Annotated in this window: 2 protein-coding genes; both read left to right on the top strand. The window is 47.5% G+C overall.

Annotation, left to right across the window (positions count from 1 at the left end; genetic code table 11):
• A partial coding sequence (locus HRU42_RS21090) for a FapA family protein (protein ID WP_295034057.1) occupies window positions 1-486 on the top strand: 486 nt, incomplete at its 5' end.
• Window positions 487-796: 310 nt separating this feature from the next.
• On the top strand, window positions 797-1930 hold the full coding sequence (locus tag HRU42_RS21085; RefSeq protein WP_295034055.1) for a site-2 protease family protein: 1134 nt from the start codon (window positions 797-799) through the stop codon (window positions 1928-1930).
• Window positions 1931-1935 lie beyond the last annotated feature (5 nt).

Genomic DNA, 1935 nt, shown 5'->3' with positions numbered 1-1935 from the left:
GTCGGCGGAATAGTTAACGCCGAAAAAGGCCTTAACGCCGTGGTCATAGGCGCGACTGCGGGCACGAAGACCCAAGTGTTTTGTGCCATGAATCAGGGTGATTTAAAGACCAACCTAAAAGTATTCGACCAAGCGATTAAGGCGAGGGTGGTGGCTAAATTAGACTGCGAGGCTCGGCTCAGAAAATTACCGCCAAAGAGTGAATGGCAAGATGACGCCATGATGGTGGAACAAGTTCAAATGATGCTGGATGAGAAGCAAGGCATCAGCAATGAACTCACCCGGGAAGAGGTTGAATATGCGTTAGCCAAACAAGAAATTGATGGCTATTACCAAGACAACCACATAGAAGCTCATAAACACATTTTTGCCAATGTCGAGATTCATATAGGTAAAGCCTTCAACCGAACTCAGAGAGAACACGGTACTTGTAGGGTATTGAATCAAGATCAAGAGATAGTCTTCGATTATAACAGTCGCGGCTAATGCCCTTACTTATATGAGCCAGCCTCAATGACTCAAGTGTAATGCCTCAGGTTATGCCTCTACATTCAACCTCGAAGTGCATAACTCAATGACGCCGCGATAGCAGCCATATGTGGGAGCATGGATGTGTTTGCAGCGCCAGCTCCTCGCTAGGTGTTATCAAGGATGTGATCGAGGGTGTTATCAAACTAGCCGTTTTCAACATAGTCACCGATTCAAATCAAGTTATCCCCTCTCGCTTCCCTCAAACTTTACATGCATAATCCCTCCATAAAACTGATTAATAACCAAGAAAGCTAAGAGAACATTTGTGGAACTATTAAGAATTGATTGTTTAGGCAAAGAACTGAGATTAGAAGGCTCTATGGCGGGTTGGCAACAACTGTATTGGGGGGAGACCTTAGTCTCTGTCAAACAGGCATCTGCGGATAATGAGGGACTAAAAACCCATGATTTTGAACTCACCGTCCCCGTCAATCCGGTTAATACCACCCCGGATGCGAGTATTGTACCCGCCGTTGCCAGCCAAACCGTAAAGATAAGCCTAGAGGTCAATCTTACCTGGCAGCCTTTTAGCATAGAATATCGGCTGATCAAAGATGAGCAGGTCATAGATAAAGGCAATAGGAACACCAAAGATATCGAACGTCAGGTGCCTGTCAAGCCTATCCAAGCCCAGCGAAAGTTCAGTGCCGTCGGCCTGGCCTCCTTGGGATTCAAGCTGCTAAAGAGCGTAAAAGTCATCAAGGTCGTCTTAGCAGGTGCCAGTGTTGCCGCATATTCCTGGTTATTCTCCTTCCAATTTGCACTAGCCCTGATCGCCTGTCTGGTGTTTCACGAATATGGCCACATCAGAGCCATGAAATATTTCGGCATGAAAACCAAGGGCATCTACCTGATCCCATTTATGGGTGGTCTGGCACTCAGCGACGAGAAGATCAATACCCGTTGGCAAGACGTGGTGATATCTATCATGGGACCCACATTCGGCCTACTCATGTCCATCATGGCCTTGATAGCCTACTGGTTAACGGGGAACGTATTTTTCGCCGGTCTGGCCGCATTTAACGCCCTGTTAAACCTATTTAATCTATTACCCATACTGCCACTCGACGGTGGGCACATATTAAAGAGCATCAGCTTTTCGATGAACAGCGTCTTGGGGCTGACCGCCTGCATCGCCGGGGCCGCCGTAGGCGTTTACCTGAGCTACACCTTAGGCTTAGCACTCTTGGGCTTCTTGCTGCTAATTGGTAGCTTAGAGATAGTATTCGAATGGAAGACGCGCCACCAGAGTCACTTGTTACCCCTGGACAGGTATGGACAGATATTCTCAACCCTATGGTATTTTATCACCGTAGGTGCCCTGATCGCCATCATCTGGTACTTAGCAGGCTCGGGGGATGACATGCTGGGCTTACCACTGAAGATATTACAGAGCTAGAGCAA

The sequence above is a fragment of the Shewanella sp. genome (assembly GCF_013214165.1).
Lineage (GTDB): Bacteria > Pseudomonadota > Gammaproteobacteria > Enterobacterales > Shewanellaceae > Shewanella.
The sequence above is the reverse complement of the archived record's forward strand: the minus strand, read 5'-3'. Positions and strand labels throughout refer to the sequence as shown.